The sequence below is a fragment of the Streptomyces sp. NPDC053079 genome (genome assembly GCF_044546695.1).
Taxonomy (GTDB): domain Bacteria; phylum Actinomycetota; class Actinomycetes; order Streptomycetales; family Streptomycetaceae; genus Streptomyces.
In genome coordinates, this window is the sequence record NZ_JBITZJ010000003.1 from 235,342 (window position 1) to 259,299 (window position 23,958).

Annotated in this window: 25 protein-coding genes; 6 read left to right on the top strand and 19 right to left on the bottom strand. The window is 70.5% G+C overall.

Features of this window, described 5'->3' with window-relative positions:
- Window positions 1-32: 32 nt before the first annotated feature.
- Entirely contained in the window at window positions 33-518 is a 486-nt protein-coding gene (locus ACIGXW_RS13375) for a hypothetical protein (protein WP_399572811.1), read from the bottom strand.
- A gap of 461 nt (window positions 519-979) precedes the next feature.
- On the opposite strand from ACIGXW_RS13375, the gene ACIGXW_RS13380 reads away from it, so the two are divergent.
- Entirely contained in the window at window positions 980-1,333 is a 354-nt protein-coding gene (locus tag ACIGXW_RS13380; protein ID WP_399572813.1) for a hypothetical protein, read from the top strand.
- A gap of 136 nt (window positions 1,334-1,469) precedes the next feature.
- Here ACIGXW_RS13380 and ACIGXW_RS13385 read toward each other — a convergent pair whose 3' ends face one another.
- Entirely contained in the window at window positions 1,470-2,489 is a 1,020-nt protein-coding gene (locus ACIGXW_RS13385) for a calcium-binding protein (RefSeq protein WP_399572815.1), read from the bottom strand.
- 132 nt (window positions 2,490-2,621) lie between these two features.
- Window positions 2,622-2,825, bottom strand: coding sequence for a hypothetical protein (locus ACIGXW_RS13390; protein WP_399572817.1), 204 nt, complete (start codon window positions 2,823-2,825; stop codon window positions 2,622-2,624).
- Between the two features lie 16 nt (window positions 2,826-2,841).
- Between ACIGXW_RS13390 and ACIGXW_RS13395 the strand changes: the two genes are divergently transcribed.
- A complete protein-coding gene (locus ACIGXW_RS13395; protein ID WP_399572819.1) occupies window positions 2,842-3,192 on the top strand; it encodes a hypothetical protein in 351 nt (116 codons plus the stop codon).
- Window positions 3,193-3,505: 313 nt separating this feature from the next.
- Here the strand turns inward: ACIGXW_RS13395 and ACIGXW_RS13400 are convergent, their stop codons facing one another.
- The 4 genes from ACIGXW_RS13400 to ACIGXW_RS13415 form a co-directional block, all read right to left on the bottom strand.
- Window positions 3,506-3,940, bottom strand: a complete 435-nt coding sequence (locus ACIGXW_RS13400) for a DUF3592 domain-containing protein (protein ID WP_071967729.1) — start codon at window positions 3,938-3,940, stop codon at window positions 3,506-3,508.
- A gap of 81 nt (window positions 3,941-4,021) precedes the next feature.
- Complete coding sequence (locus tag ACIGXW_RS13405; protein ID WP_399572821.1) at window positions 4,022-4,423, bottom strand: hypothetical protein; 402 nt, start codon at window positions 4,421-4,423, stop codon at window positions 4,022-4,024.
- Window positions 4,420-5,037 carry a hypothetical protein gene (locus ACIGXW_RS13410; protein ID WP_399572823.1) on the bottom strand — a complete coding sequence of 206 codons (618 nt, stop codon included), beginning with the start codon at window positions 5,035-5,037 and terminating at the stop codon, window positions 4,420-4,422. Before ACIGXW_RS13410 ends, ACIGXW_RS13405 begins: the two co-directional genes overlap by 4 nt.
- A 5-nt stretch (window positions 5,038-5,042) precedes the next feature.
- Entirely contained in the window at window positions 5,043-5,192 is a 150-nt protein-coding gene (locus ACIGXW_RS13415; protein WP_399572825.1) for a hypothetical protein, read from the bottom strand.
- A gap of 45 nt (window positions 5,193-5,237) precedes the next feature.
- On the opposite strand from ACIGXW_RS13415, the gene argG reads away from it, so the two are divergent.
- Complete coding sequence (gene argG, locus ACIGXW_RS13420) at window positions 5,238-6,689, top strand: argininosuccinate synthase (protein WP_399572827.1); 1,452 nt, start codon at window positions 5,238-5,240, stop codon at window positions 6,687-6,689.
- 62 nt (window positions 6,690-6,751) lie between these two features.
- Here argG and ACIGXW_RS13425 read toward each other — a convergent pair whose 3' ends face one another.
- The 4 genes from ACIGXW_RS13425 to ACIGXW_RS13440 form a co-directional block, all read right to left on the bottom strand.
- On the bottom strand, window positions 6,752-8,323 hold the full coding sequence (locus ACIGXW_RS13425; protein WP_399572829.1) for an FAD-dependent monooxygenase: 1,572 nt from the start codon (window positions 8,321-8,323) through the stop codon (window positions 6,752-6,754).
- Window positions 8,324-8,636: 313 nt separating this feature from the next.
- Window positions 8,637-9,656 carry a TIGR04222 domain-containing membrane protein gene (locus tag ACIGXW_RS13430; protein WP_399572831.1) on the bottom strand — a complete coding sequence of 340 codons (1,020 nt, stop codon included), beginning with the start codon at window positions 9,654-9,656 and terminating at the stop codon, window positions 8,637-8,639.
- A 71-nt stretch (window positions 9,657-9,727) separates the two neighbouring features.
- A complete protein-coding gene (locus ACIGXW_RS13435) occupies window positions 9,728-11,047 on the bottom strand; it encodes a hypothetical protein (RefSeq protein WP_399572833.1) in 1,320 nt (439 codons plus the stop codon).
- A 79-nt stretch (window positions 11,048-11,126) separates the two neighbouring features.
- Complete coding sequence (locus ACIGXW_RS13440) at window positions 11,127-11,693, bottom strand: Fic family protein (protein ID WP_399572835.1); 567 nt, start codon at window positions 11,691-11,693, stop codon at window positions 11,127-11,129.
- Between the two features lie 391 nt (window positions 11,694-12,084).
- On the opposite strand from ACIGXW_RS13440, the gene ACIGXW_RS13445 reads away from it, so the two are divergent.
- The gene (locus tag ACIGXW_RS13445) at window positions 12,085-12,957 is read left to right on the top strand and encodes an alpha/beta fold hydrolase (protein WP_399572837.1); all 873 of its coding nucleotides are present in this window, start codon (window positions 12,085-12,087) and stop codon (window positions 12,955-12,957) included.
- 60 nt (window positions 12,958-13,017) lie between these two features.
- On the opposite strand, the gene ACIGXW_RS13450 is transcribed toward ACIGXW_RS13445, so the two are convergent.
- Window positions 13,018-13,605, bottom strand: coding sequence for a TetR/AcrR family transcriptional regulator (locus ACIGXW_RS13450; protein ID WP_399572839.1), 588 nt, complete (start codon window positions 13,603-13,605; stop codon window positions 13,018-13,020).
- A gap of 178 nt (window positions 13,606-13,783) precedes the next feature.
- On the opposite strand from ACIGXW_RS13450, the gene ACIGXW_RS13455 reads away from it, so the two are divergent.
- Complete coding sequence (locus ACIGXW_RS13455; protein ID WP_399572841.1) at window positions 13,784-14,659, top strand: NAD(P)H-binding protein; 876 nt, start codon at window positions 13,784-13,786, stop codon at window positions 14,657-14,659.
- Between the two features lie 180 nt (window positions 14,660-14,839).
- Window positions 14,840-17,011, top strand: coding sequence for an RNA polymerase recycling motor ATPase HelR (helR, locus tag ACIGXW_RS13460; protein WP_399572843.1), 2,172 nt, complete (start codon window positions 14,840-14,842; stop codon window positions 17,009-17,011).
- A 706-nt stretch (window positions 17,012-17,717) separates the two neighbouring features.
- On the opposite strand, the gene ACIGXW_RS13465 is transcribed toward helR, so the two are convergent.
- From ACIGXW_RS13465 to ACIGXW_RS13495, 7 genes are all read right to left on the bottom strand, one after another.
- Entirely contained in the window at window positions 17,718-18,926 is a 1,209-nt protein-coding gene (locus ACIGXW_RS13465; RefSeq protein ID WP_399572845.1) for an NAD(P)/FAD-dependent oxidoreductase, read from the bottom strand.
- Entirely contained in the window at window positions 18,914-19,447 is a 534-nt protein-coding gene (locus ACIGXW_RS13470; RefSeq protein ID WP_399572847.1) for an NADPH-dependent FMN reductase, read from the bottom strand. Before ACIGXW_RS13470 ends, ACIGXW_RS13465 begins: the two co-directional genes overlap by 13 nt.
- Before the next feature lie 2 nt (window positions 19,448-19,449).
- Window positions 19,450-20,496, bottom strand: a complete 1,047-nt coding sequence (locus tag ACIGXW_RS13475; RefSeq protein ID WP_071967712.1) for an SDR family oxidoreductase — start codon at window positions 20,494-20,496, stop codon at window positions 19,450-19,452.
- A gap of 37 nt (window positions 20,497-20,533) precedes the next feature.
- Window positions 20,534-21,796 (bottom strand): beta-ketoacyl-[acyl-carrier-protein] synthase family protein, encoded by a 1,263-nt coding sequence (locus ACIGXW_RS13480; protein ID WP_399572849.1) that lies wholly within the window; start codon window positions 21,794-21,796, stop codon window positions 20,534-20,536.
- Window positions 21,793-22,083 (bottom strand): acyl carrier protein, encoded by a 291-nt coding sequence (locus ACIGXW_RS13485; RefSeq protein WP_399572851.1) that lies wholly within the window; start codon window positions 22,081-22,083, stop codon window positions 21,793-21,795. The genes ACIGXW_RS13480 and ACIGXW_RS13485 overlap by 4 nt, the downstream gene beginning before the upstream one ends.
- Window positions 22,084-22,153: 70 nt before the next feature.
- Window positions 22,154-23,413, bottom strand: a complete 1,260-nt coding sequence (locus ACIGXW_RS13490) for an aspartate aminotransferase family protein (RefSeq protein WP_399572853.1) — start codon at window positions 23,411-23,413, stop codon at window positions 22,154-22,156.
- A 90-nt stretch (window positions 23,414-23,503) separates the two neighbouring features.
- Complete coding sequence (locus ACIGXW_RS13495; protein WP_071967708.1) at window positions 23,504-23,953, bottom strand: SRPBCC family protein; 450 nt, start codon at window positions 23,951-23,953, stop codon at window positions 23,504-23,506.
- Window positions 23,954-23,958: the final 5 nt, after the last annotated feature.

A 23,958-nucleotide genomic window follows, 5' to 3' on the forward strand; every position in this document is an offset into this window, starting at 1 on the left:
GGTTGTCGTTGGAGACGCTGATGAGGAGGTACTCAGCTGACCTGCGAGTCCGCCAACAGCACCACGCGGTCGGCCCTGGCATCGAACCCGAGTACCGGGCGGTCATGGCTGCCCTCGGGCGTCATCACCACGGGCTTGCCCAGTCGACGGCCGATCGCACACAGGAAACCGCAGAGCACGTCCAGCCGCTCCTGGCCCTGCAACTCCCCCAGGTCCACGTCGAAATCGATCTCATCGGCCGAGTAGAACCGGAAGATTGCCAGCACATCAGGGTCCGGCCAGACACGCAGACTCGGGCAGTCGGCGTCTGCAGGCCGCGACAACACCTGCTCAGCACACGGCAGCGGCATGACGACATCGCCTTCGGAGTACTCACTCCTCCAGCCACTGTCCACGATCAGGTCAAGGACCGCCTGCCAGTCCTCGACGCACGCCTCCCGAACCCAAACATCAGGAAGGACCCCCTCCCACTCCGGGTCGAAGGCGTCCTTCACGTCATCCCACAACAGATCCGACACCCCGCCATCCTTCCCCGCCACCCCACCCGAACGCAGCTCAATTTCCTTGACCAACCGCAGAGAGGCTCCCCCCCCCATGCCCCGAAGGTTCCCGCCCCGTTATCTTCTCCACGACCCCGCAACGGGGCTCCCGGCCTCCGGGCCCGGCATGACCTTTCCCTCCTGTTGGAACCATATGATCCGGGGTGGTGTCACCGGCCCCGGAGGCACTGACAGACCGCTGATAAGGGCAGCCCGACAGCGGTGTCACACCGCTCTGCCCGGCAGAGGCCCTGGACGCACTGCTCGCGATCAACGGCTCGGACGTGTCGATCAGCGTGCGCAGTTCCTCCCGATCGGATGCAGCCACCCTGTTGGCGGAGTGGCGGGTGTGGGAGCCGGCCTGGGGCTCGTCCTGCTCCCGTAAGCAGCTCGAGCGGAAATTCCATGTCTGGATGCGGCTGGACCCTATGAGGTGCGAGGTGCAGAGCATCGACGAGCAGTGGAAGGTGACGTGGGTCGGGGACCCGCCCAAGTTTGCCGTGTCGCGCGAGTACGGTCGTGGGCAGATATCCGAGGTTTCCTGGGAGAGCACGTTCCAGCGGGGGCCCGATGGCCGCCGACGCAAGGTCGAGACGTTCCGCTTCAGCCGCCCTCGGTGTCATCAGCCCGACATCTCCGGTTCCGTGGTGGCTTTCCGAGTGGTGGTGATCTGCGGGTACTGGCCCGACCAGGTGGGTGCGTGGCGGACACTGGACCCCGGCAGGTCCGGCACATCCTCGGCCACCTGCGGCGGTGGCACGGGGGTCGGAAGCGTCGACTGGCAAGAAGGCTGACCTACCCTGCCGGGCACGGTCGGTGGCGGTCCCTGAGACGGGGACCGGCCGGACTGGACGGCCCCAACAGGGACGCGCTCGGCCTGAGGAGCAACTGCTGGGATCGGCGGCCCGATGCGGGCTCGGGCCCGCGGCGCTAGCTCTGGCAGTTGGTGACCGTGCCGCCCGCGTTGTTGTCGGTGCGACAGGTGTTGTCGCCCTCGCCGCCGTCGACGGTCCCGTACGGGCCGAGGACGACCGGCGTGGCGCCCGGTCCCTGGATGACGTCATCGTCGTCGTTCCCGGAGACCGTGGCGTATCCGTCCTGCCCGGCGGACGGCACCTCGATGAGGTCGGCTCCGGCGCCTCCGCTGACGTAGGTGGCGCGCGCCCCGTCGCCGGCGCCGATCGCCCCCATGCGGATGACGTCGTCGCCTTCGTCCCCGTCGACGGTGGCGGGCTTGGGAAGGCGGGATTCTATGGGGGTTGTCCCGTCCACGGTGATCTCGTCCGCACCGGGGCCGCCATGGAGGGGGCCGGCCAGCTTCCCGACCGTGATGGTGTCGTTGCCGCCTCCGCCGTCGAGACGGCTCGCCTTGTCATATCCGGGTACGCGGAAGGCGGCGAGGCGCAGGACGTCGTTGCCGTCACCGCCGTCGATCGTGCTGCTGTACACGCCGCCGGTGGTGATCACATCGTTCCCGGCACCACCGTCGATGTCCCCCAGGTACGACACCTCGCCGGTGGTGACGGTGTCGTTGCCCGAACCGCCGTGGATGGTGCCCTGGACGCTGAACTTGTCCATGTCGGTCACGGTGATCCTGTCGTCGCCGTCACCGCCGTCGATGGGCCCGCGGATGTTTCCTCCGCTGCCGCTGGAGAGGATTCTGTCGACGATGACGACGTCGTCCCCACCAAGGCCCTTGACCACGCCGGCCAGGTGGCCGCTGACATCGTCGCCACCCCTGACCTCGATGATGTCCGCCTGGTCGGTACCGCTGAGTGCCGTACCGGCGGGGACACCCTGGGTGCACACGAGGTGGACGCCGCCCGCCGGCAGGGCGCTGCTGGTGCAGCCGGGCGGGAGAGCCACGGCGGTCGCGGCCGGGGACGTGGGCGCGGCTACGAGTACGAGACCTATGACGAGCGCGCCGGCGGCGGTGTGTCTGAAGGGCATGACTGTTCCCTCCTTGAAGGCATGCATATGCCAGGGGTGAGGGCCAACAGCGTTCCCGTGGGACCGCGACCGCACAAGCGGGAAACCGGCCTGGCCGGATCAACGGAAGGGGCTCGTGGGACGGTCGCGTCGTCACGCTGTTCGGCCGGGGTTTTCCCACGCTGTGCGTTCGGCGAGCGCGAGCCAGTCCAGGTACCACTGGGCGAAGGTCAGGCGCTCGGCTCCCGCGCGGTGCTTCGGAGCGACGCCCTCGCCAAGGGCCTCGACGTCGTCCCAGATGGTGCCGGCCTCGGGGCCGGTCACGGCGAGCACCGTGTAGTAGCCACAAGTAGCCACAGCCCTGGCTGCTCAGGTGCAGCGTGCCATCGAAGAGTTCGTCCCGCAGCTCGTCGTGCCGGGCGTCCCACTGCTGGTAGGCGCGGCCGAACTCTTCGGCGTTCGCGAAGGCGTCCGGTGTTGGCTCATTGTCCTGGTGTTCATCCAAGAGGGCTCCTACCTCTATGGGGCGGAAAGGCTTGGCGAGTCCCTGTCCCGGGGCTTTGTCGTTCTCGGCGCTGGGTCGCCGGGGCGGCGGGCTGCGCTCCGGCCCGTGGGAGAGATATGTGCGTACCTGGCGGAGGTGTCGAAATTGCGTGAACCGCTGCTGCTGAAGCGGGTTGCCCGCAAGTACCTCGTAGTGAAGTCCGGCCTCGGAGGACAATGAAACAGCCATGAGCGCTACGGCACGGATCTGGACGCCGCGGCGCTGTGGCGGGCCGGTGTCGGGGAGCGGCCCGTGCCCGCGCGGGCCGAGAGCACCTCAGCCCCCACCAGCGTCGACGACCTGATGGCGGCGCTGCAGGCGTCGATCGACCGCGCGGGAGAACCCGGAGGTGAGACGCCAGCCGGCCCGGCCCGCCCGGCGGCAAAGAAGACCGCCAAGGCAGCAGTGGAGAAGACAGCTGCCCGTGGGAGCCCGGCGAACAAGGCAGCCCGGGCGAAGCGGCATGCCAGTAGGAACTGAGAGTCGGCTGCGGTCAGAGAGTGAGGAGTCGGACGAGCAGCACCACCAGCGTGCCCGCTGTGATAACCGACCCCAACACGGTGGCCAGCCGGTCGAACGTCGTTACGTCCCAGCCCTGGATCGCGAACCGGCGGGGATTTTCCGGATCGTATTGGACCACGACAAGGGCCCCCACGCCGAAAGCGCCTCTGACGGACCCGTGGCGAGTGCGACCAAACCTGGATGCGTACGCGCACTCGCGGCCATCCTGGGTCGTCCAGGCTGCGACCGGGTGGTAAAAGGTGGTGCCTTCGTCGTTTCGCTCGACATCGTGGCGGACGATCCGGCCCTCTGCGGTGACACCTGTGCGACGGAGGGCGCTGGCGAGGCGGAGTCCGTACACGCCGAAGCTGAGGAAGAGCACGCCGATCGTCAGTGGGATGAGCGAGAAGAGCCATTCACGTTCCATGTGCTGTGCGACGCGTGCGTGGGGGCGTCGGTTGCGCGTGGGACGGCTGCCGATCTCTGGCCGTAGGTGGGCGTTCCAGGGTCAGTGTGCGGGCTTGCTGGAGGGCTGTCCGGCGGTGCGTCGTTGGTCGAGCGTGATGTCTACGCCGCGGGCGCTGTGGTGGTAGGCCGGGGAGAAGCCGGCGTGGGCGAGGGCCTGCTCCTGGAATGCGGCGGTGCGGGCGGCGGCCTGGCGGGCGCCGGAGGAGAGGTGGGTGCAGGTGATGTGCCAGACGCGGGACGTGTGGGTCAGGCGCCGTTGCAGAAGGTCCGGGTCGGCGGGCAGGTGGTCCAGGGCACCGAGTCCGGCGGCCGGCCGGTGCGTGCCCAGGTCGGGGCGGCCCGTGAATGCCTCCTTGAAGGCGGTGGCGATCAGGCCGCAGCGGGCGCCGCTGAAGAGGACGGCGTCGCCGGGGGCGTCGTGGATGCGCAGGGTTCTGATCACGGCGCGGGTGTCCCACGGGCGGCTGTCCTCCTGGCGGATGGCGAGGTGGGACGCGGCGATGGGCACGGCCGCCAGGAGCACGAGCAGCAGCTGCCGGCGCAGGGAATGACAAGTGGCGGCCGTCGCGAGCAGCAGGGCCAGGGCCGGCAGGCAGGCAGGCAGAACAGCAGGTAGCGGTAGGCGAAGAGGGGGTGGCCGAGGGAGACGGCCATCAGCAGCAGCGGGACGACGGCGGCGATGCCCGCGGCCTGGGCCAGCAGCAGGCGTACGACGACGCGGCGGCCGGGACGCCGGAGGGCCACGGTGACCGCGTGGGCGGCCACCAGCAGCAGTCCCATCACGTTGAACCAGCCCAGCAGGGCCATCAGCACGGCGTAACAGACCAGCCACCTGCTCCGGGCACTGCTGGACAGGGCCTTCACCAGGGCGCCCGTGGCCAGCACCGCCACCGCCATGACGAAGGCGAACGAGCGGGCCTCCTGCGCGTACCGCGACGCGGTCGGCAGAACGGCGAGCAGCAGTCCCGCGCACAGCCCGAGACGGGGACCGCCGAGCAGCCGCCCCAGCCACACGAGGCCGGCTGCCGCGACGGCCACCGCCACCGCGGAGGGCACCCGCGTCAGGAACTCGTTGAGCCCCCGCTTGCCTGCCCGACCAGGTACATCAGCACGTAGCGCAGCCCGTGCACCGCGTCGACCTGCCCCAGCAGCTCCATCATCTGCGGCCAGAACCGCCGTGCCACGTCAATGGTGACGAGTTCATTACCCACGACCGGCGTATTGCATGTTCATGCACTAAGGCGCATACTCTTCCCATGTCCAAGGTTCTCACCTCCCTGCCCACCGGCGAGCGCGTCGGCATCGCCTTCTCCGGCGGACTCGACACCTCCGTCGCGGTCGCGTGGATGCGCGACAAGGGTGCCGTCCCCTGCACCTACACCGCCGACATCGGCCAGTACGACGAGCCCGACATCGCGTCGGTGCCCGGCCGGGCCGCGGCGTACGGCGCCGAGATCGCGCGCCTGGTCGACTGCCGGGCGGCGCTGGTCGAGGAGGGCCTGGCCGCCCTCACGTGCGGCGCGTTCCACATCCGCTCGGGCGGGCGCTCCTACTTCAACACGACGCCGCTCGGCCGTGCCGTCACCGGCACCCTGCTGGTCCGGGCGATGCTCGAGGACGACGTGCAGATCTGGGGCGACGGCTCGACCTTCAAGGGCAACGACATCGAGCGGTTCTACCGCTACGGCCTGCTCGCCAACCCCCACCTGCGCATCTACAAGCCGTGGCTCGACGCGGACTTCGTCCACGAGCTCGGCGGGCGCAAGGAGATGTCGGAGTGGCTGCTCGCCCACGGCCTCCCCTACCGCGACAGCGCCGAGAAGGCCTACTCCACCGACGCCAACATCTGGGGCGCCACCCACGAGGCCAAGACCCTGGAGCACCTCGACACCGGCGTCGAGACCGTCAACCCGATCATGGGCGTGCGGTTCTGGGACCCCGAGGTCGAGATCGCCGCCGAGGACGTGACGATCGGCTTCGACCAGGGCCGGCCGGTGACGGTCAACGGCAAGGAGTTCGCCTCCCCGGTCGACCTGGTGATGGAGGCGAACGCCATCGGCGGCCGTCACGGCATGGGCATGTCCGACCAGATCGAGAACCGGGTGATCGAGGCCAAGAGCCGCGGCATCTACGAGGCCCCGGGCATGGCGCTGCTGCACGCCGTGTACGAGCGCCTGGTCAACGCGATCCACAACGAGGACACCCTCGCGCAGTACCACAACGAGGGCCGGCGCCTCGGCCGCCTCATGTACGAGGGCCGCTGGCTCGACCCGCAGGCCCTGATGATCCGCGAGTCGCTGCAGCGCTGGGTGGGCACGGCCGTCACCGGAGAGGTGACGCTGCGGCTGCGGCGCGGCGAGGACTACTCGGTCATGAACACTTCCGGTCCGGCGTTCAGCTACCACCCGGACAAGCTGTCCATGGAGCGTACCGAGGACTCGGCGTTCGGCCCGGTGGACCGGATCGGCCAGCTCACCATGCGCAACCTCGACATCGCCGACTCCCGCGCCAAGCTGGAGCAGTACGCCGGTCTCGGCATCGTCGGCGACAGGCACCCGACGCCCATCGGCGCCGCCCAGGCCGCCTCCACGGGGCTGATCGGCACGATGCCGCAGGGCGGCGCCGAGGTCATCGCCTCGCGCGGCAAGGTCGAGGCCGACGAGGACCAGATGCTCGACCGCGCCGCGATGGAGTCCGGCACCGACTGACCGGGACCGCGGACGACCCCTCACCCCCCACCCGCCTGGACGGGTGGGGGCTGCTTCGCCTCTCAGGGGGCCGAGCGGGTGATCGTGCTGAGGGCGTGGTGGAGGGTGGAGTCGCTGAGCGGGCTGTCTCGCCAGTGGGCGCCGATGTGGCCGTCAGGCCGGATGAGCATTGCTCCGCCTGGGCGGAGGCCGCAGCGGTCGACGTGCTCGTCGGGAAGGGCCTCGACGCGTAGCGGCCATGAATCGGTGGGTTGCTGCTCCCAGCGGGTGGGATCCGGGGTGAGCAACGTGAACCACTCACCGTTGGCGTCCAGCGTGGAGCGGTTGCGCTCGAGCCAGAGGTGCGGCATCCGATGGCCCGGCTCCGCGGTGGGGACGTAGTCCGTGCCCGTGTCGGTGTCGGGTGGATCGGGCGGGGTGACGTTGTCGGTGAGGACGGCGTCGGAGTGGTAGGCGACGCCCAGCACGAGACCGAGTTGGGCGAAGTACCGTTCCGACCAGGGCAGTTCGATCCGTTCCGGCGCTGCTTCGCCGGATTGGAGCTGTTCGCGGCGGCGGTTGTGCACTTGGACCATGAGGTGGGTATTGGCCACCGCTTGGCGGAGGGTCCGGTGGGCGACGGGGTGTCGTTCCGCCTCATAGGTGTCCAGCAGGCCTGGTCCGGCCCATCCGTGGAGGACGCCCGCCAGTTTCCAGCAGAGGTTGTGCACATCGGCGATGCCCGTGTTCATGCCCAGGCCGCCGACGATGGGGATCGCGTGCGCGGCATCGCCAGCCAGCAGGATCCGGCCGTGGCGGAAGCGTTCGGCGACGGACGCGTTCATCACCCAGTGCTGAACCCGCAACACCTCGGCTCGTACCTCGGTGTCGGGGCCGAGGGCGCGCGCGAGGAGTACGCTCCAGTCTGCCTGTGCCGCGTCTTCGGGCGTGGGAATGAACCAGGCCCAGCTTCCTTCGGGGTAGAGCGGGGCGAATATTCCCTGCGGGGTGAAGTAGACCCCGGCCGGCTGGTGGGCGCACCAGCGGCTGAGGTCGGCGTCGAACACGACGGTGGTGAAGCCCCCCAACGCTCCGGGGCCGGCCGTGTCGATTCCCAGCCGCTGCCGGACCGTGGAGTTCGCGCCGTCGGCGGCGAGTACGTAACGGGCACGGACGCGAGTCTCTTCACCGCTTTGGCGGTCGACCAGGAAGGCCACGACGCCCTCGGTTTCCTCGACCAGGCCGACGAGCTCGACCCCGAACCGCATCTGTGAGTCCGCTGCGGCGAGCAGGGTGGGCTCCAGCCGGTCCTGCGAGGTGACCACGCCGATCACGGGGCTTTCGGGCACCGGCGCGTTGATCCCGACCATCGCCGCTGTGGCGAAGTCGCGGCCACGCAAGGTGTCGCGGAAGCGCACGCGGCCGTACTCGGGGGCGAACGCGGCAGCCGTGATCTTGGCGTCGAGCCCGAGTTGCCGGTAGATCTCCATCGAGCGCACATTGACCAGCCGGGCCCGGGGAAAGGGCGACAGCTCGCGGTGTTTCTCGACCAGTAATGTCCGTACGCCCCAGCGTTCCAGCAGCGCGCGGGCGGTGAGCCCGACCGGGCCACCGCCGACGATCAATACGGCCACCTCGGCGTTTGCTACGGGCATGTCGAGCTCCTCCTCGCCGTCCCGGGGCAGTCGGTAGGTCCCAACCCTGATCAATCTTCCGCACCAGGCGACCGGCCGCAATGTCCGCGCGTCGGCGTACGCCCGAACGTGCTCGACGTGGCAAGCCGCAGCAGCAGATCCCGTCAGCGTCGATGCCGGACCAGCTCACAGGACGTCGGCAACCAGCGCGGCAACCGTCAGCGATACGAGGGCGAGCGTGCCGCACACCAGGCCCACCAAGGCGGGGACGGCCACAGCACCCCAGCTGTCGCTGCTGCGGTCGTAGCGGATGCCGACGCACGCCCCGGGAGCCTCAGTCCCCCGTGCTGCTGGACCCGCTGTCGCTGCTCGACCAGCTGTCGCTGCTGCCGCCCGAATCGCCTGAGCCCGAGTCACTGCCGGAACCGCTGAAGGCGTCGGACCACCACGCGGAGGAGTCGGCGGCGACGGTGCCGACCCCGCAGCCTGTCAGTACCTCACAGACCGGCTGATCGCCCAGGGCATCGACGCCGTCCAGCGCGAGTGCCAGGGCGATGCCGCCACCGGCCGCGGCTACCGCGCCGGTGGCGTACGGCGAACGGTCGCGCCGGGCGCCTTGCAGTACGTCCCGGCCGAGGACGGTGGCGGGGACGGGGTCCGGCAGGACGGCGTCGCCGACTATCCGGCACAGCACGCCGGCGAGGACCATCAGAGCGGCTACGGTCAGGCCGTACCATGCCACGGTGATCCCGTCGGTGGTCCCGTTCCGGACGAAGCTCACGAACGTCATCGCCACCGCCAGGGCCGCGAGTACCGGGTAGACCTTGGCGCACAGCCGGAGCAGGACATGCCCGACACGGAACCGCGTGCGATGCACGGTCCCGTAGGCCAGGCCACGTCGGGCGAGGGACTCGCCGATGGCGACGATCTCCTGGTTGGCGATCAGCCGGCCACGGAGGTCACCCAGGGTGACCGAGCTTGCGTTGCGGCGGGCCTCGGTGTGCTCGTCGGTGACCGCCTGTTCGGCCGGGGTCCGCGGCAGGCTGCCAGTGGTGAGGAAGACGTCTCCCTGGTCGTCGACCTTCAGCAGCCCGTCCTGCTGCATGGTCAGCAGAGCCGTGTCGGCGGTCCGCGGGGCGCCGCCCTGGAGCCAGGCGATCTCCAGGACCTCACGCGAGGCCCCGCCCGGGGCAGGCTGGGTGCCCCAGTGCGCGGCGGTCGTCGTCGCCGGGAGATCCGGGGCGGGGGCTGTGCGGTGTGCGTGGTGGGCTTGGTCCTCTGTCCGCCGACCGTAGAGTGCGCACGCTATGGCCAGGGCGTAGCCCGGTACGAGAAGAAAGTAACCGAAAGGCATGGAACGTTCGTATTCCCTGGTGAAGTGAAGCAACAGCGACGGAGCGACGGTACGTGGCCGGGGCGGCCTCGTCAGAGGTGATGGTCTTGGGCCGACGTATGCACCCAGTGCCAGTTGACGGGCGACCACTGCTTCTTGAGAGCGGTGCGCTGCTTGGCATACGTACGCAGGGCCTCCTCGACGGCGGGTGCGAGGTCGGTGAGGTCGTCGGGGACGGGCACGCGGAGGATGAGGTGCTGTTTGTTGTGGACCAGCAGCAGGTCGCCGTCGGGTGAGCAGGCGGTGAGGGTGAAGTGGGTCAGCGGCTTGAAGGCCTTGGTCTCGGTGTCCAGCTTGGCGCGCAGTACCCCGGCCTTGTTCCAGGCGTAGAGGCCGTAGCGGTTGAGGTGGAAGGCGCGGCCCCGGTACGGGTCGGCGGCCAGGTTGAAGCAGAAGCCGGTGAAGGGGCTGTCGCGCCATTCGTGCATGCCGTGGAGGCGCCCCGTCATCGTGCCCCGGTCGTCGACGAGGGCGAAGACGAACGGCTGGCCGCGGCTTCCGCCGCGGAAGGTGCGGGCGTAGACGGGGACGACGAACAGGTCGTCGGCCAGCGGCACCGGCCTGCCGAGCCGGGACTGCCGCCACCCCGAGAGGCTGTCTTCGCCGTCCAGGAGCTCGGTCAGCGCCGGCCGGGGACGGCAGGACCCGCCGACCGGGCTGCCCTGGTACCGGATGTGAGCAGCGCGCAGGTCGTCGTCACTGTGGAAGGCCGGGGTGGGGTCGAGCGAGGCTATCGCCTCGATCACGGGCTTGGTCGTGGGGGTCAGGGCCTCGTCGGCCAGGCCGACGACGTTGGTCAGCATGTTGCCGTACTTCCAGACGCCGTACTCGGTGGTGACGCACAGCAGGCGGCCCGAGGGCGTGACGCTGATCGAGCTGGCGAAGGCTTCTCCCGGCGCGTACTTCTCGAACGGGCGCCGGTCCTCCGAGCTGTAGGCGGCGAGGACCCTACTGAGATCGGGCGCGATCAGGGTCGTGGCGTCCGGGACGGCGCTGACCGACAGGGTGCCGTCGGGCAACACACACAGCGTCATGTCACCGCCGTTGACCACGGCTGAGTCGCTCCCGTCGCCATCGGACGGGCAGCACACCGCGCTTGCCAGCACCTCGCCGTCCGCGGAGTACCGGGTGATGATCCGGTACCCGAAGTTGGCTGTCGCCGGGTCCTGTTCGTCGTCGCCCACGCCGTAGGTGTGCCGGTACACCCCGTACAGCGCGTACACGTCCCCGTTCGGTGCGGCGGCGACGTCGTAGGCCTGGACGCCCCAGCCCTTGGAGTAGAGCGCGGTCAAGTCGATGCGGTGGGTGTCCACCAGTGGGCCGGGCAGGGCCAGCGGGAACGTCTGGATCATGCCGTCATTCTGCGGGCCGGCACTGACAATCGACGCACCGGCCGCGTCCACCGCCTGACCGCGGGCCGCTTTGGTCGCGTCAGGCGGAAGACTTGCGGTCGTCGCGCGTATGGCGGGTGATCAGTAGGTGGACGACGTGCGCCAGTTCCTCGGCCCCCTCCGGGTCGTCGGCGTAGCGGGCCACCATGAGCGGGGCGATCCAGGCGAGCGCCACGTCCTCGGTGGCCAGCAGGTGTCCCAGGGCGAGCAGTGCGGCGCGGGCGTTGCCGTCGTCGAAGGGGTGGAAGAAGCAGACGTCGAGGTAGAGGCGGGCGGCCCGGGCGGGGAGAGGTACGGTCGGTTCGCAGCTCTGGGCGAGGCAGGACGCGAAGCGCTGCGGGGTGTCGGCGTGCAGGCCGTACCGTTCGCGTCCGCGCTTGGCGTACGCCGTTCCCGTACGGAATGCGGCGCGGGGGACGCCGAGTACGGTGCTCTGCCAGGCGGCGAGCCGCTCGAAGTCAAGGGTGCGGCCGGCGCGCGCGTCCGCGTACGCCTCCTGCCACGCTGCCCCGAGGCGCCGGGCGCGGTCCTCGCCCCGGGTGGGGCCGGACGCGGCCGCATGGTCCGCGCTGCCGTCGCGGGACCCCCGTACCAGCCGGCCTCGCACGAGGTGCGGTCCAGCACCAGCGTCACCAGCCGGGCCACGGCCCGTTCCCACTCCCACTCCCGGTCCTCGGCCGGGGCGTCGGGGGTCACCGCCTCCTCGTATCGGTATCCCCGCATGTCCGCGGTGTCCTGCTCCGTGATCGGGACCGCGGAGACGACGTCGTACGCGGCATTCGCGTCGAACGGGCGGCCCGTCGGTTTCACGTCGCCCACGTCTGGTTGCGCAACCACAGCTTCTCGTCCACGGAGTCAGGGTGTCAGATGCGGCCACGAATTAGATAGAGCGTTCGTTCTAACAGTGCTACGGTCTGACTAGAACGTTCGTTACAGCGGGCGGGTTCGCAGCAGACGAACCGTCAGCCGCCTGTCACCCGCGCCATCTCGGAGGAACAGTGGAAATCAAGCGCATCACCGTCAACGGCCTCGACCTCGCCTACGTCGAGCAGGGCGAGGGCCCCCTGGCCCTTCTCCTGCACGGCTTTCCGGAGACCCCGGGCATGTTCCGGCACCTGATGCCCGAACTCGCGAAGGCCGGATACCGCGCGGTCGCCCCGTACATGCGGGGCTTCGCCCCGAGCCAGGTGCCGCCGGACGGAAGCATGCTGATGCGGGATCTGATCGCGGACGCCAACGCGCTGCACGAGGCGCTGGGCGGGGACAGCGATGCGATCATCGTCGGGCACGACTGGGGCGGCTTCGCCACCTGGGGCGCCGCAGCGCTGGCGCCGGAGCGCTGGTCGAGGGTCGTGGTGGCCGACGTGCCGCCGGTGCGGTTCTACGAGCGCCGGGCGGCGGTCCCCGAGCAGATCCACAAGAACAGCCACTTCTACTTCTTCCAGATGGCCGTCGCCGACCAGCTGGTGCCGGCGAACGACTTCGCCTACATCGACTGGCTGTGGGACCACTGGAGCGGCAGCGTCCCCGGTTACGACTCCACCGAGGACCGGGAGGCCGGCAAGGACGCCCTGCGCGAGCCGGCCAACCTCAAGGCGGGGCTGGGCCTCTACCGGCAGAACTTCCCCTCCGAGGCGTTCGGCACCGACGCCTGGGAAATGGGCCGCCTGCTGGCGGAACTGCCCACGCAACCCACCCTGTACCTGCACGGCAGCGAGGACCCCGTCGTCAACGAGGAGATCCTCGCCGACATCGTCGCCGCCCTGCCCGAGGGTTCGGACGGCGCACTGCTCCAAGGCGTGGGCCACTTCCCGATGGTGGAGGCACCGGAGGAGGTGAACAGGCGGATCCTCACCTTCCTGGGCAAGTGATCGGCCGGCGCGTCACCTTCGGTCAGCAGAACCTTCGGGAAGCGACCGTGAGGAAAGGCGTCAGCCCGCAGCTGTCGTGTCGTACGAACCGACCAGGCGGGCCAGCTGCCGGCCCACTGCCCAAAGGGGCTCCTCGCTGCGGTTGACCTGGGCCGTCACCTCGGCGCCCTCCAGGGCGCTGATGACGGTGGTCGCCAGGTCCTGGGCATCCTCGGCGGGGATGCCCGAGCCCAGCAGCTTGTCGTGGACCAGCCGCTCCCAGCCACGCAGCGCGGCCGCGCACACGCGCTGGATCTCGGAGTCGGTGCCCAGGGTCTCCAGCGCTGCAGCGGTGATCGGGCAGCCGTCGACCCAGCCGGACTCGCGCAGTGCTCGGGCGAGCTGTCGGGCACAGGATTCCACGGCCGCGCCCGGCTTCTCCTCGGCGTCCAGTGCGGTGCGGAGGAGGGCCGAGAACTCCTGGTCGCCGTGCTTGATCGCGGCGACCGCGACGGCCTCCTTGCCACCGGGGAAGAAGTGGTAGACCGAGCCGAGCGTGGCCTGCGCCTCGCCGGCGATCTGCTTGATGCCGGTGCCCACGTAGCCCTGGCGCTGCAGGAGCCGCGATGCGGCGATGACGATCCGGTCCCGGGTGTTGGTCTGGCCCATGGGGCACAGCCTAGTGGTTAGAACGCTCGCTTCAGAGCCTGCCTGGGCCGGCCTGATCACGGGACACCGGGGAAATGGCCGGTTCGCGAGTGTGGGCTTGCCCGGTGAGGCGACCGCGGCCTCGCGGAACCCTAGAGTGCGGGGAACGCGAGCGAAGCGCACGAAAGGGATTGTCGCGATGACCATCGTGGTCACCACACCCACCGGACACGTGGGATCGCGCGTGGTGCGGTTGCTGCTCCAGGCCGGCGTCCGTCCCCGCGTTCTGGTCCGTGACCCGGCACGCCTGGACGAGGCGACCCGCGCGCGGGTCGATGTACGCCGGGGCGACCTGACGGACGCCGGCTTCGTCCGCGAGGTGGTGGCGGGGGCGCGGACCGTCTTCTGGGTCGATCCCACTCCCCACACGACGGCAGATCCGATCGAGGCCTCGCTCCGGACGGCGGCGCCGTTGGTGGAGGCCGCCCGGGTAGGCGATGTGGGGCGGGTGGTGCTGTTGAGCAGCATCGGGGCGGAGAAGCGGCACGGGGGCGGACACATCGACGCCCTGGCCGGGATCGAGGAACAACTCGATGGCACCGGCGTGGATGTGCTGCATCTGCGGTGCGCGTACTTCTTCACCAACCTGCTGTTCGACCTCGAAGGACTCTCCCGAGGCGTCCTGACCACGGCGTTCGACCCCGACCACCCGATGCCGTGGGTCGATCCGCGCGACATCGGAGACGTGGTCGCGGCCCGGCTGCTGAACGACACCTGGCAGGGCCGGGTGGTGCAGGCCGTCCACGGGCCGGAAGACCTCACCTTCCACCAGGTCGCGCGGATCCTCACCGAGGCGCTCGGGCACCCGGTCCGGCTCAACCCCGTCAGCGACGACGCGGCGCGGGACGCGCTGCGCGCGGCCGGGCTGCCTCCATCGGCGGTGGAGGGCATCGTCGGAATGACCACCGGGTCACGCGATCTGGTGCCCGAGCAGCCCCGCGACCTGCTCACCACCACCCCTACCCCGCTCAGCGGGTGGGCTCACGCACACTTGCGTCCGCTGCTGGAAAGGTGACACCGCTTAAACAACAAAGGCAAGGAGGACTACCCACTCCTTGCCACTTTTAACTTATAGCGCACTGGGGGGCTTGCGGCAAGGCCCCGGTCGTGGGGCAAGATTCCGGGCCTAGGCCAGAACCCGCAGAAATGGGAGATCCACCAAGTGCGTGTGTTGTTGTCGACCGGAGCTGACGACATGAACTACCTGACCACCAGCGCGTTCGACCTTCCCGACCACCTCTCCCCCAAGGCCGACCCGGCACTGATCAGCGGCGACGAGCAGCACTTCGCGGCCATATCGGAGAGCCTCGAGCAGGCCATCGCCGAGCTGTCCGACCGCCTCGAGGCCGCGCGCAAGGCGCCCGGCGGCATCGGCCGGGAGGCGATGGAGCGGGATGCGGAGATCCACCGCCTGACCAGCCGCCTGCGCACCTTGCGCCGCTTCGGCCTGGACCTGTGCCTGGGACACATCGTCCATGCGGACAGCCCCGAGCCCGTGTACATCGGACGCCTCGGCCTCACCGACAGCACGGGGCGCCGACTGCTGCTCGACTGGCGCTCCCCCGCCGCCGAGCCGTTCTTCGCGGCGACCCACGCCAGCCCGATGGGGCTGGCGAGCCGCCGGAGGTACCGATGGACCCGCGGCCGGATCAGCGACTACTGGGACGAGGTGTTCACCGCCGACGGGCTCGAGGGGCACGCCGCGCTCGACGACCAGTCCGCGTTCATCGCCAGCCTGGGCAGCAACCGGTCGGCCCGCATGCGCGACGTGCTCTCCACCATCCAGGCCGACCAGGACGCCGTCATCCGGGCGGGATCCCGCGGCACCCTCGTCGTGGACGGCGGTCCGGGTACGGGCAAGACCGTCGTCGCCCTGCACCGCGCCGCCCACCTCCTCTACTCCGACCCTCGCCTCGGTCACCGTCGGGGCGGCGTGCTGTTCGTCGGTCCGAGCCGGCCCTACCTGGCCTACGTCGCCGATGTCCTGCCCAGCCTCGGCGAGGAGGGCGTGCAGACCTGCATCGTTCGCGACCTCGTCACCGAGGGAGCCGGAGCGGCGATCGAAGCCGACCCGAGCGTGGCCCTTCTGAAGTCGTCCGCGGACATGGTGAAGGCGATCGAACCGGCCGTCGGCATCTACGAAGAGCCGCCCACCAAGGGAATGACGGTCTCCACCCACTGGTCCGACGTCTGGCTCAGCGCCGACGACTGGGCCGCGGCGTTCGCAGCCGTGGAACCCGGCACACCGCACAACGAGGCGCGCGACCAGATCCGGGAGGAACTGGTCACGATCCTCATGGACAAGCACACGGACGACTACGAGGACGACGGCGAGGTCTCGCCCCAACTGCTCCGCAGGTCGCTGCTCCAGAACAGGGAGCTGATCGGGACCCTCAACCGCGCGTGGCCGATCCTGGAGGCGACCGATCTCGTCGGCGACCTGTGGTCGGTGCCCGCCTACCTGCGCAAGTGCGCTCCCTGGCTCAGCCCTGACGACGTTCGCAAACTGCAGCGCGAGGACGCCCAGGCCTGGACGGTGTCCGACCTGCCGCTCCTGGACGCGGCACGGCAGCGGCTCGGCGACCCGGAGGCGTCGGTACGCAAGCGTCGGCACGAGGCCTCGGTCGCCGCCGAACGTGCGCGCAGGGCCGAGGTCATGGACAGCCTGCTGCAGAACGTCGTGATCGACGAGAGCGAAGGCGCGTTGGGCATGCTGCACGGGCGGGACCTGCAGGACAGCCTGATCGACGAGAGCGCGCTGCCCGGCGCCGAACCGGACCTGCTCGCCGGCCCGTTCGCCCACATCATCGTGGACGAGGCCCAGGAGCTGACCGACGCCGAGTGGCAGATGCTGCTGCAGCGCTGCCCGTCCCGGAGCTTCACCATCGTCGGTGACCGCGCCCAGGCACGGCACGGATTCACGGAGTCGTGGCAGGAACGGCTCGAGCGGGTCGGGCTCGACCGGATCACCGTGGCCTCCCTGAGCGTCAACTACCGCACGCCGGAAGAGGTCATGACCGAGGCCGCGCCGGTCATCCGGGCCGCGCTCCCGGACGCCAACGTGCCGACCTCCATCCGCAGCAGCGGCATTCCCGTCGTCCACGGATCTGTCGCGGATCTGGACTCGATCCTCGACACCTGGCTCGCCACGCATGCCGACGGGATCGCCTGCGTCATCGGCGATCCCACGTTCCGGGCGACATCCCGCGTCCGGTCGCTGACGCCGGAACTGTCGAAGGGCCTCGAGTTCGATCTGGTCGTCCTCATCGACCCGGAGACGTTCGGCGACGGCATCGAAGGAGCCGTCGACCGCTATGTCGCGATGACCCGCGCGACCCAGCGACTCGTCATCCTCACGAGCGCCTGACGTCGGACGCGCTCTTGTCTCCCCCGCACCGGCAGTCGGCCCCGGTGCGGGTGATCGGCCGACTGGGACGGATCTGATGGTGCCGAGTGGGAACGGATGCGGCCGTTCCCACCAGTCAGCAAGAGGCGTTGTAGCGGGAGTCCGGAGCCGATCCGACAGCCAGTCAAAGGGCGATCGGCCGATGGAAGCGCGTTCGAACATGGCGAGTGCGAGGTCCTTCGTCTCCGGCTCCTGGATGACGAACGACACATGGGTGCTGGGCTCGTCGGTCGCCCGTGCGGTGTGGGTGGCCCCCGGCGGCATGTAGAGCGCCTCGTCCCGGCGCGCATCGCGCGGACCAGGCCCAGGGATCCCAGCAGGCTCCGCTGGGCCATGACATTGACATAAGTCGTTCCGGTAGCGGCCAGTTCATCACTGCCATCGCCTTGGAGGTGCCTGGTGACCCCGTGAGAAGCCATGATCCGGGCGACGTCTTCCATATGACTCGCCACGGCGATGAACGGCGGCGGTTCGTCCCACGCGAGATCATCACGGTCCAGCGCGTCGTAGTACGGCGAGGCCGTGTCCTTGCCGAGGACGGACCGACACGGGATCGTCTGGCCTGACCAGAGCCTTGTCCTCCTTGTCCGGGTCCTTGTCCGGATTCATGTCCGGTTCATGTCCGGGCGCTGCTTCCAACGGCGGGCAGCCGTCCGCCCCGCTTCCGTCACGCTCGCGCGAGCGTCTCCCGCAGTTCCTCGCTGTTGTAGAACTCATCCATCGTGCAGAGCCCCGCCATCATGGCGAAGTAGCGGTCCACCAGCGTCTGGTTGGTGGATATGGCCCGCAGGAAGGGCAGCCGTTCCTCCGGGACCTTGAGTTCGGCCACGCTCAGGGTGCCGCGGTAGAAGTACATGAACTTCTCCTCCACGTCCCGCGCGTAGCGGCGACATGCCGTCGCGAGCGCCGTCGGGTCGTGCAGGTCCTTGCCGATGTAATCGGTGAGCATCTGCACCTGGAGAAAAGCGTCGGTGATTCCCCGGGCGGCGATCGAGTCCTTGTGATGGGCTGCGTCACCGACCAGGGCCCAGCCCGGTCCGGACGCCTGGCGTATGAAATTGAGCTGTTCACCCGTGCCGTAGAGCCGTTCGGCCTGGCGGGCTGAGGACAACCGGTCGCTCAGGCCCGGAGCCGTGGTGCGGAACGCCTCCATATAGGCGGACTGGGCGTCGGTGCGCACCTGTCGGAACTCCGACTGGGGGAAGTACGCCATCACGAGCGTGCGGCCGCCGTTGGTCGGGACCACGCCGACCGACCGGCCGGATCGTTCGTACAGTTCCCAGTGCCTGGAGGGGCCCTGCGTGGGGAGGTCCTCCCAGTAGCTGTAGTACGTGCAGGTCATGGGCGGATTCTCGGCGATCGTCGGTGCCTCGACGAACCGCGCGACCGTCGACCGCATGCCGTCCGCGCCGACGACCAGATGGGCGCGCTCGGTGAACTCGCCCCCGTCGGCCGTCCTGTAGCGCACCCCGGCGACCCTGTCGCCCTCGTGCAGCAGACCGGTGACCGTGCATCCCTCGCGGAACTCCGCACCGGCCGCGGCCGCGGCGTCGGCGAGGATCGGGTCGAGCACGAAGCGTCTGGGCGCGTACGTCGTGCTGTGCCCGTCGGCCGGCAGGAGGGAGGCCTCCAGCCGGACGTCCGAGGTCTGGTAACTGACACGTTCGATGGGCGGGCAGTCGGTGGCCCGGATCTTCTCCAGCAGGCCCCAGCGGTCGAGCGAGGCGACCGCCGGTTGGTGGAGGTAGTGCGAGGAGAGCTTGTCCTTCGGGAAGTGCGCCTTCTCCAGGAGCAGGACGCGGTATCCGGTACGGGCCAGCAGCATGGCCGTCGGCGCTCCCGCGCAGCGCGCTCCCACCACGATCACGTCGTACACGACGCCTTCCCTTCTTCCAAGGCCGAAACGTCGAGCATCGTGGCGCAGCGGTGCAGTTCGGCCGCCATGGTGCGGCACCGTGCGAGCAGCGGGGCGAGGGGGTCGGCCGGGCCGTCCGCGGCGGTGAAGTCCTCGCGGCAGGCGGCGACCTGGGTGGGGACCACCCAGCCGCCCAGGGCCTTGGCGACGGTGCGCAGTTGTTCGCAGACGACGTTGCCGGTGCGGGGGCCGCTGCCGTGGGCGAGGAGGCCTACGGCCTTGTCGGCGAAGGCGTCGCCCGGCAGCGTGTCCAGTGCGGTCTTGAGCAGGCCGGAGTAGCCGGCGTGGTGGACGGGGCTGGCCAGCACGATGGCGCCGGCGTGGGCCACGGCGCGGTGGAGGGTGGCGGGGTCGGGGTGTTCGGCGAGGTTCACGGTGTGGACGGTGGCGCCGAGTTCGCCCAGCGCTCGGCCGGCGACGCCGGCCAGGGCGGTGGTGGCGGAGCGGGGGTTGGGACTGCCGCTGATCAGGAGCGCGCGCACGGTCAGGGCTCCTTCCGGCCCTGGGCCGCGACGAGGGTCCAGGGGCTGGGCGTGGCCAGGGCCTGCCGGGGCTTGCTGTGGGCCCAGTGGCGTACGGACGCGGCCATGACCTCGGCCGGGTCGCGCACGGGGCGGGTGGGTTCGAAGGGCTCGGCCATGCTGGTGTAGCTCTGGAACATGGCGAGCAGGTTGACGGCCTGCTGCTGCACCGGCGAGAGCCACTGCTGCGCCAGCGGCAGGAAGAAGCGGTTCCAGCTGTCGGTGGAGACCGTCGGGGGTGTGGCGACGGGGTCGACGCCATGGGCGGCCCGGAAGGTGTTGATGGTGTCGCAGGTGATCTCGATGAGGGTGCTCAGGCGCAGGCTGGCGCCGCCCGCGGCGACGATCTCGGTGCGCGGCCCGTCCGGGGCGGGGCCCAGGGCGGCCGTGGCGATCGCATCGGCGACCTCGTCGATCGGGCTGATCTCGGCGTAGCCGTCCGGGTCGCCGACGACGACGGCGGCGAGGCCGGAGACCAGGGCCGGGAAGAGGCTGTAGGGGCCGGAGAAGCGGGAGATGCGGCCGTCGGCGCGGCTGCCCATGACCAGTGGCGGGCGGATCACGGTGGTGGGGCCGGGGTGCTCGGTGGTGACGATCTCCTCGCAGACGGCTTTGGACCACTCGTAGCCGTTGCGGTAGCCCTCGAACTCGGCGCCGCGCAGGTCCTCGGGGTTGCGCACGCCCCCGACGTAGGCGGTGGAGACGTGGACGACGTGGGTCTCGGGGCCGGCCAGGGCCAGGACGGCGCGCAGGGTGCGGATGTTGGCGTCGGTGGCCTCGGCACGGGTCATGGTCCAGCGGGTCGAGGCCGCGGTGTGCACGATGACGTCCCAGTGGCCGGTCAGTTCCGCCGGCGCCGGTTCGGCGCCGATGTCCCAGCGGACCAGGGGGGCGTGGGCGTTGCGGCGTGCGGTGCGGACGAGGTCGGTGCCGTGGGGAGCCGTGGTGCTCAGGAGGTCGGCGACTTCCGTGCCGACGACGCCGGTCGCCCCGGTGAGGAGGATGCGCATGGTGGTTCTTCCTGTGGTGAGGAGGGTGGGGCGGGTGTCAGTGGCCGGGGGTCAGTACGAGGCAGGCGTTCTGGCCGCCGAAGCCGAAGGAGTTGGAGAGGACGGGGGCGAGGGTCACCTGCCGGGGCGTGTCGGCCACCACGTCGATGCGGTCGGCCTCGGAGCAGGTGGTGAGGTTGGCGACGGGCGGGACGGTGCGGCGTTCGGCGCAGACGAGGGCGACCGCGGCCTCCAGCGCCCCGGATCCGCCGATGAGATGGCCGGTGACGCCCTTGATGGAGGTCACGGGCGGTGCCTGGCCGGCGAAGCAGCGGTCGATGGCGGTGGCTTCGGCGTTGTCGTTGAGCTGGGTGGAGGTGCCGTGGGCGTTGATGTGTCCGATGTCGCCGGTGCTCAGCCCGGCGTCGGCGATGGCGCGGGCCATGCAGGCGGCGGCCGCGGCGCCGTCCGGCTGGGGGGCGACGATGTGGAACGCGTCGGAGTTGGTCGCGTAGCCCGCGATCTCCCCGTAGATCCGCGCGCCGCGGGCGAGTGCGGCGTCGCGCCGTTCCAGGACCAGGACGGCGGCGCCCTCCCCCATCACGAAGCCGTCGCGGTCCGCGTCGAAGGGACGGCTGGCCTGGTCGGGGGCGTCGTTGCGGTCGGACAGGGCCCGCATCCGGGCGAAGCCGCTGAGCATGATGGTGGTGACCGCGGAGTCGAAGCCTCCGGTGACGACCGCGTCGAGTTCGCCGTACTGGATCCTGCGGGCGGCCTCGCCGATGGCGTTGGTGCCGCTGGCGCACGCCGTGGCGTAGGTGAGGCACGAGCCCTGGAAGCCGTAGCGCATGGCGATGCGTCCGGCCGCCGAGTTGGACATGGTCCTGGGGACGGTGTGCACGGGCATGCCCATGGGGTCGGCGCCGTGGTGGACGGCGGTGGCCTCCATGCTGGGCAGTCCGCCGATGCCGGTGCCGAGGTGGACGCCGACACGGTCCGGTGGCAGCGGGGGCAGTGCCGCGTCCTCGAGGGCGTCGACGGCGGCGCACAGGGCGAGTGCGGTGGGCCGGTCGATCTGCCGGAGCTCGCGGCGGGTGATGTAGGGCTCCATGTCGAAGTCCGGCACCCGGCAGGCGAAGCGCACCGGTGAGTCCTGTTCGGCCAGTTCGTCGACGAGGGCCGCGGTGGACTTGGCCGCCATCACGGTGGTGACGACCTCGTCGAGGGTGTTGCCGGCCGGGGACTTGACGCCGATGCCGGTGACGACGACGCGGAGGCGGCCGTCGGGCGTGCGGTCCTCGGGGTGCTGGGGAGAGGTCACTGGTCGGCCTTCCGCTCGGTCAGGAGGGCGATGGCGTGGCCGACGTTGTCGGCCTGCACCAGGTCCTCGGGGGCTATCTGCACACCGAGGGCGCGTTCGAGCTGGGCTCCGATGGCCATCAGCTCGAGGCTGTCGATGCCGTGGTCGGCTTCGAGGTCGGTGCTGTCGGTGATGGCGTCGGGCGTGGTGCCCAGGACCTCGGCGATGGTCGCGCGGACGGTGTCGGCCAGGTCGTGCCCCATCTCCGTGCCGGTGGTGGGGGCCTGCTGGACTGCGGTGTCGGTCATGCGGTTTCTCCTGGTTCGGTTCAGGACGGTCGGGGTGGACCGCCGGGAAGGGTGGTGGTGCGGGCCCGGGTCAGCGGACGGCGAGGGCGCGGGCCGCGCCCTCGAGGGCGGTGTCGAGGATGTCCAGGGCCTGGTCGAGCTCGGCTTCCGTGGTGGTCAGCGGGGGCAGGAGCCGTACGGTCGTGGGACGGCTCAGGCAGGGCGAGACGAGCAGGCCGGCGTTGGCCAGGCCGACGACGACCTCGCCGGCGGCCTGGGGCGCGGTGAAGTCGATGCCCCACAGCAGGCCCCGGCCGCGGAAGCCGCTCATGACCTCCCCGTGGCGCTCGTGGAGGGTGCGCAGGCCGGCGGTCAGCCGGTCGGTCAGCATGCGGCCGTGGTCGGCCAGTTCCTCCACCGCCGCCAGGGCGGCCGGCAGGGCGGCGCAGCTGAGCGGGTGTCCTCCGAAGGTCGCCGAGTGCAGGAAGGGGTCGGCGGCGAGGGGGGCGTAGAGCAGGTCCGAGCAGACCACGGCGGACAGGGGCACGATGCCGCCGCCGAGCGGCTTGCCGACGAGCACGGCGTCGACGGGGAGCCGTTCGGCGAGGGCGACCGAGCGCTCGCCGCAGCGTCGCAGGCCGCACTGGATCTCGTCGGCGATGACGAAGGCGCCGTGTGCGTGGGCGTCCAGCGTCCACCGCCGCAGCACGTCGAGGTCGAGCGGTACGGCGCCGTTCTCGCCCTGGACGGGCTCGAAGATCAGCGCGGCGACCGGGCCCCGGGCGCATTCCCTGCGGACCGCGTCGCGATCGTCGGGGTCGATGTGGACGACGTCCGCGGTGCAGCCGCGCAGCCCGGCGCGGAAGAGGGGGCTGTGGGTGAGCGACAGCGCGCCGAGCGTCTTGCCGTGGTAGCCGCCGCGCACGGCCAGCACCCGGTCGCGGCCGGAGGCGAGGCGGGCGAGCTTGACCGAGACCTCCACGGCGTCGGACCCGTTGAGCCCGAAGTAGACCTTGGGCAGGGTGCCGCCGAGGTAGTCGGCGAGGACGGCGGCGGCCTCGGCCGCGACGGGGTTGGCCAGGCTCCGGGTGGAGGTGGGCATCAGCTCCAGCTGCCGCTGGACGGCGGCGGTGACGCCGGGGTGGCGGTGGCCCAGCAGGGCGACGGCGTACGAGCCGAAGTCCAGGACCGAACGGCCGTCGGAGAGGGTGACCCGCGAGCCCGACGCGGAGGATTCCACGGCGCCCTTGCCGGCGAACTTGCCGGTGAGGGCGAGCTTGGGCGACTGGTGCCGGCGCAGCTGCTCGAACACCGTGGTGGACGGGGTGGCGGTCTGGGGCGGGACGCTCATGTGTGATCTTCCTTGGCGAGAAATCGAAGGGAAATCGTGGGGAAAGGGGAGGGCTGAGGGCGGTGGCCCGGCAGGGCGCCGGGCCACCGGTCAGGCGGAGGTGCCCGTCAGGCGGCGCTCCAGCGCCGTGAGCATCTGCTCGGCGTTCTCGCGCAGCGCCGTGGCGGCGACGGGGTTGAGCATGTCGGCGAGCAGGGGGATGCCGATGTCGAACTCGACGTGCAGGGACACCAGGCTGCCGCCGTCGTCGGCCGCACGGACGGCCCAGTGGCCGACGAAGTGGGCGAGGTCGCCGCTGACCTGGTGGAAGTCGAAGCGGCGGGCCTCGTCGTCGATCCGCTCGGCCTCGACCCACTCGAGGACGGACCCCTTGAGGTGGACGGACCAGGCGGTGGTCCGTTCCTGCGGACCGTTCTGCTCGACGACCGTGACGGACTGGACGCTGTCCATGCACGCGGAGTAGCTCTCGACGTCGACGACGGCGTCCCAGCTCTGGGCCGGCGGGGCGGCGATGTACAGCTCTACCTCGACGCGGGGCATGAGGA

What these genes read in the sequence shown, in the direction of transcription:
- helR (WP_399572843.1), top strand. Translation starts at nt 14,840, where the DNA reads ATGAACTACCTGACCACCAGCGCGTTCGACCTTCCCGACCACCTCTCC.
- ACIGXW_RS13490 (WP_399572853.1), bottom strand. Translation starts at nt 23,413, where the DNA reads ATGAGCGTCCCGCCCCAGACCGCCACCCCGTCCACCACGGTGTTCGAG.
- ACIGXW_RS13450 (WP_399572839.1), bottom strand. Translation starts at nt 13,605, where the DNA reads ATGGGCCAGACCAACACCCGGGACCGGATCGTCATCGCCGCATCGCGG.
- ACIGXW_RS13455 (WP_399572841.1), top strand. Translation starts at nt 13,784, where the DNA reads ATGACCATCGTGGTCACCACACCCACCGGACACGTGGGATCGCGCGTG.
- ACIGXW_RS13475 (WP_071967712.1), bottom strand. Translation starts at nt 20,496, where the DNA reads ATGCGCATCCTCCTCACCGGGGCGACCGGCGTCGTCGGCACGGAAGTC.
- ACIGXW_RS13495 (WP_071967708.1), bottom strand. Translation starts at nt 23,953, where the DNA reads ATGCCCCGCGTCGAGGTAGAGCTGTACATCGCCGCCCCGCCGGCCCAG.
- ACIGXW_RS13400 (WP_071967729.1), bottom strand. Translation starts at nt 3,940, where the DNA reads ATGGAACGTGAATGGCTCTTCTCGCTCATCCCACTGACGATCGGCGTG.
- ACIGXW_RS13385 (WP_399572815.1), bottom strand. Translation starts at nt 2,489, where the DNA reads ATGCCCTTCAGACACACCGCCGCCGGCGCGCTCGTCATAGGTCTCGTA.
- argG (WP_399572827.1), top strand. Translation starts at nt 5,238, where the DNA reads ATGTCCAAGGTTCTCACCTCCCTGCCCACCGGCGAGCGCGTCGGCATC.
- ACIGXW_RS13425 (WP_399572829.1), bottom strand. Translation starts at nt 8,323, where the DNA reads ATGCCCGTAGCAAACGCCGAGGTGGCCGTATTGATCGTCGGCGGTGGC.
- ACIGXW_RS13435 (WP_399572833.1), bottom strand. Translation starts at nt 11,047, where the DNA reads ATGATCCAGACGTTCCCGCTGGCCCTGCCCGGCCCACTGGTGGACACC.
- ACIGXW_RS13430 (WP_399572831.1), bottom strand. Translation starts at nt 9,656, where the DNA reads ATGCCTTTCGGTTACTTTCTTCTCGTACCGGGCTACGCCCTGGCCATA.
- ACIGXW_RS13485 (WP_399572851.1), bottom strand. Translation starts at nt 22,083, where the DNA reads ATGACCGACACCGCAGTCCAGCAGGCCCCCACCACCGGCACGGAGATG.